General features: G+C 53.5%; 5 protein-coding genes. All 5 read right to left on the reverse strand.

Annotated features, from left to right (window positions below; genetic code table 11):
• Positions 1-59: 59 nt before the first annotated feature.
• The 5 genes from AAF564_26155 to AAF564_26175 all read right to left on the reverse strand — a co-directional run bounded on the left by AAF564_26155 (position 60) and on the right by AAF564_26175 (position 4343).
• On the reverse strand, positions 60-338 hold the full coding sequence (locus AAF564_26155) for a Txe/YoeB family addiction module toxin (GenBank protein MEM8489057.1): 279 nt from the start codon (positions 336-338) through the stop codon (positions 60-62).
• Entirely contained in the window at positions 328-612 is a 285-nt protein-coding gene (locus AAF564_26160) for a type II toxin-antitoxin system prevent-host-death family antitoxin (protein MEM8489058.1), read from the reverse strand. Before AAF564_26160 ends, AAF564_26155 begins: the two co-directional genes overlap by 11 nt.
• A gap of 117 nt (positions 613-729) precedes the next feature.
• On the reverse strand, positions 730-1644 hold the full coding sequence (locus AAF564_26165; GenBank protein ID MEM8489059.1) for a PorV/PorQ family protein: 915 nt from the start codon (positions 1642-1644) through the stop codon (positions 730-732).
• A gap of 60 nt (positions 1645-1704) precedes the next feature.
• Positions 1705-2748 carry a hypothetical protein gene (locus tag AAF564_26170; protein ID MEM8489060.1) on the reverse strand — a complete coding sequence of 348 codons (1044 nt, stop codon included), beginning with the start codon at positions 2746-2748 and terminating at the stop codon, positions 1705-1707.
• Between the two features lie 8 nt (positions 2749-2756).
• Entirely contained in the window at positions 2757-4343 is a 1587-nt protein-coding gene (locus AAF564_26175; GenBank protein ID MEM8489061.1) for a FlgD immunoglobulin-like domain containing protein, read from the reverse strand.
• Between the last annotated feature and the right edge of the window lie 41 nt (positions 4344-4384).

Genomic DNA, 4384 nt, shown 5'->3' on the forward strand with positions numbered 1-4384 from the left:
CTTCCGCATTGCTTACATGAATCATTAATTGTTTTTCGTTTTACTTCGCCTTTCGCATTCTACTTCTTGTAGTGAAAGCGGGCTTGCAAGAAAATGATTTGCTTTTCCTCAACGATATAAACCAGCCGGTCTTGTTTGGTTATACGACGTGACCAAATACCCGGCCCCAAGTGTTTCAATGCTTCCGGTTTGCCTATCCCATTAAAGGGATCTCGCATGACGGCTTCAATCAAATCGAGTACGCGCAATGCTGTCTTACGATTGGTCTTTACCCAAAGTTGAATATCCTCTCTGCAATGGGGAGCAAAGACCGCGTTGCGATCTCTTTTACTTGTCATCAACCAGTCCCAGCGCTTCTCTGAATGCCTCTACGCTCTGCGGCTTGCCTTCTTCTCCTCTCGCCCACTCAATAGATTCAAGCAGGCGGCTTGCATTCTCCGGCGTACTGAGCAGATAAAGCGTTTCCTGCAACGACGACAAATCATCCGCAGGTAACACAGCAAGATCCTCTTTCCCCCGACGTTTCAGGATAACCGTCTCGCGATCTGCAATAATCCTGTCCCATAATTTGGCCAGATTCTGTCGGGCATCGCTGTAAGAAATAGTGCTCATATCCAAACCTGTACAATATTGTTGTACAACTCAATACAATGATCGGTCAACCAGGTTTCAATCTATATAAACTTCTCGATCAAAATACTTTCAGGATTTGCTTCGCAATCCCCTTATCTACCACAGATAAAGCAACGACAGCACATGCCCTGGTCCGTCAAAACCGTCGTCGAAAGGCATAAACGCGTAATCAAACAAGAAGCCGTTGGAGCCGAGGCCGCCGCCGATGGTGATGCCGCGCAGGGCGTCGTTGGTTACGTAGCCGGCGCGTACCGTAACAAGCTCAACCACTTCTGCGGCCAATCCCAGGTGGTAACGGGTTGTTTCTGATGGGAAAATGTGTGAGACTTCGCCGGTTACAAATGCGTTGAGCAGCACGGTGCCATCAGCCATTGCCAGTACACGGAAGGGATACAGTGATACACCGGCACGCAACGTCCGAGGCAATTCAGTCGCCACTTCCGCCAGGTCGCTCATCTCACCCACATTCTGTAACGCCACACCTACCTTTACACCGTCGCGCAGCAGGTCTGCCTGCATGCCAAAATCAAATGCATAGCCCGTGGCGGAATTGGTAAAAATCCGCTCGGAGAGGTACTTCACCGTTGTGCCCAGGCGAACAGGCCCAAAAGATCTTCCATAGGATGCACCAACACTCACAAACTGCGCATCAAATACACCATCTGGACTGCCCGGGTTTTCGCGGGCTTCGAGGTCGCCGCTGTCGAGCGCTGTCAGAAAAAGGCCAACCCCACCGTTATTCCCTGAGCTAAACCGGGCGGCAAGCGAGTAGGTGCGGGTTTGGGCTACCCAGATATGATGGGACAACCCGGCCGAATTTGACTTTGCTGCTGCAAGGCCGGCGGGATTCCAGTACGTAGAAAACGCATCATCACTGTTTGAAACCTGCGCATCCCCCATCGCGCCGGCAGCCGCATTGGTACCGATGCGCAGAAACGCCAATCCACTGTCCTGCCCTTTCGCCTCGCCGGCGAGCAGTAGCACTAAAATGAGGAATAGAGATTGCTTCATAATGCACAGGAAAACATGGATGGGTATTGATACGGGTTTGTCAGGACATACCCAAACGAGCTAAAGAAACAGTCGTAACGTCAACACGTGCATGGTGCCCGTTCCATAAGGTTCGAGCGCAAACGCGTATTCAAACCAGGCTGACAGGCTGCCCAATGGTTGCGCCAGCATAAACCCTGCTGTTGGCCGGATGCCCCCATCGGTGTCTCCGATGCGGTCTACGCCGCCACGCAAGACAAACTGCTCTGCCAGCTTGTATTCACCGCCAATCCGGAAGAGGTTTTGCTGCAGCTGTAATTCGTTGGTTTGAACCACTTCAACCGGCTCCAGCCCCACTTCTTCGACAAGCCGGGTGCGGTATTCAAAGGTACTCACGCGCGACTCGTACTCTGCAACGACGCTCGCCCGACCACCAGCAAGTGCATACTTGCCACCAATCCGCAAACGCGTCGGAAAATTGTCTGATGTACTTTTGCCACCATCCGAGAGCACACCCGAGGTGTCCCACAGGTATTTGGCAAGCAAATCGTCTGCAACAACACCAATGCGCAGGTCGCGGGTTACCTGGATTGTTAATCCGACGTCGAGGCCGGCGCTGTTTACAGGTTCGAGGTCGGCCAGGTAGTCTGCCCGAAAAACCTGGAGTCCCAGGCCGATGCTTGCGCGTTGGCCGAGTTTGAGGCCAAAGGCCAGAAAAACGGCGTACTCATCGGTACTCAGCGTTTCGGTATGGTACCCACTGCTGGAACGGCCATCAATGTTGCTTACGCCGGCATGGATCAGCCCGATAGCAACACCGGCACTTGGCGGCAGCGCCGAAGCAAACTGCAACGTTTGTAGCTCCCGATCAAAAGTCATGAAGGCAACTGAAGCCTGGAGATTCTGCCGCGTCGCAAACGGTGCCAGGGCCGGATTGTAATAAGGGCTCGTGTTACCGCCCGTATCTGCAATCAGTGCATTGCTCATGGCCATGCCGCGCGCGCCAAATCCGAGGCGGGCGAATGAGCCGGCAGCCTGCCCGGCAGCTGTATCAACAAACAGCATACAAAGCAATAGCGCGAAGATGCCTGCTTGCGGGCGCACCTGCGAGGTATTTTTAAACATATCCATCATTATTCAATCACCAGGATTTTACCTCTGAAGGCGTCACTGCCCGCTTCAACAACATAGAAATACGGTCCGTTGGCGACCCGGAGTCCGTTTTTGTCTCGGCCATCCCACACGGTTTCCCGGACGCCTGCGCCGGCGCCGTTTTCGTGCAGATCGCGCACGAGGTTCATCCCAAAATCAAAAATTCTGACGCGTACGTCGCGCTGGTCCGACAGCTCATAGCGAATCCGCGTTAGCCGATCAGCAAAAGGAGAGAACGGATTCGGATAGGCAAAGGAAGCCACATCCGGAATTGCGTCGGTTGGGTTGTCGGTATTGACTGGCACCTCAACCCGGAATATGCGCCACGTTTCTGCGTTATCCGAGCTTTTGAACAATCCATCGGTTGTGCCAACCCATAGATCACCGTTAGCTGTGACGGCTACGGAGTTTACTTCAACATCAGGTGGCACAAACCGGTCTGGCTGTGTGGGATCGAAGAAATCACGTACTGTGCGCCAGGAGTCCCCGCCATCCTTAGTGATGAACAATCCATTTTCGCCGGCGACGTAAACGGTATCTCCTTTAAACGCGAAGTCGAATACACGCTCATCTCGCAATACCTGCTCAAAGGTCTCACCGCCATCACGGGTTACGGTAACCCCAAAACGCTGCCGTGGGCCGGTGCCATCGCTGCCATCCCATGAAGCCATCCAAATGGGGTTTCTGCGCCCGGCCAATGGTTGCTCCTCAATAGAAATGACCCAATTGCCCGTCAGGGTTTGCGACGTGCCGTCAAAACCAAAGCGCGACCATGCACGCTCGCCGCTCGGTGTGATGTCATCCGGTGTTGACCGGTTTACGCCGGCTACCGTGCCGGCCCAAACGGTGCCTGTTTCATCCACCAATACACTAAAGCCGAGGTAGTTGAAGAAGCCCAGTAATCCACGACGCGGCTCAATTCTGAAATCATAGAGGGTATCCGGATGAATGCTGTCCAGCGAATCAGGGGGCAACACCACCCGATTCCAGTTGCGGCCACCATCTGTAGAATGCCGAATGCCACTTGCCCAGCCGGCCATCCAGACTTCATCCCGAACCGGATCGTAATCTACATCAAAAGGAGGGCTTTGCTGCGGAACAATAACCGGCAGTGCGCTCAGGGTTGAGACGCCATACGTTTCGGTATCATTTTCTCCACCGTCGAGTTGCGGGAAGCGGTATTGAAAGGTGGCGCCGCCATCTTCAGAAACCAAAAAACCTGCCGCAGAAGCTACGTTGTTTGAGCCTTCTCGGCTGCTAAAGCCAAGGCCGGCCCAAATCGTTTCACCTTCTACATCAATAGAGAATACGGTATTGCGTGAGCCAAAAAGTGAGTCAGCATCAGCAACAAACCAGGTATTGCCGCCATCAGCAGTCAGGTTAAGGAATGAGCCTACCCACAGCGAATCACCTTCGGCGTGCAGGTTGGCGGTACTGTTTCGGGAGATGGTTGGTACCCCGGTTGCTTCGAGGCTGGGCACCTGGGCCCAGGCCATTGCGGGAAGCATCAACAGGAGCATACAGAGCAACAGTGCCCGTTCACCCGAAGAACGAATATATAAACGCATGTTATTCGATGGTAATATCTACGGTAACCACTTCGCTTCGC

This window comes from Bacteroidota bacterium (assembly GCA_039111535.1).
Lineage (GTDB): Bacteria > Bacteroidota > Rhodothermia > Rhodothermales > JAHQVL01 > JBCCIM01.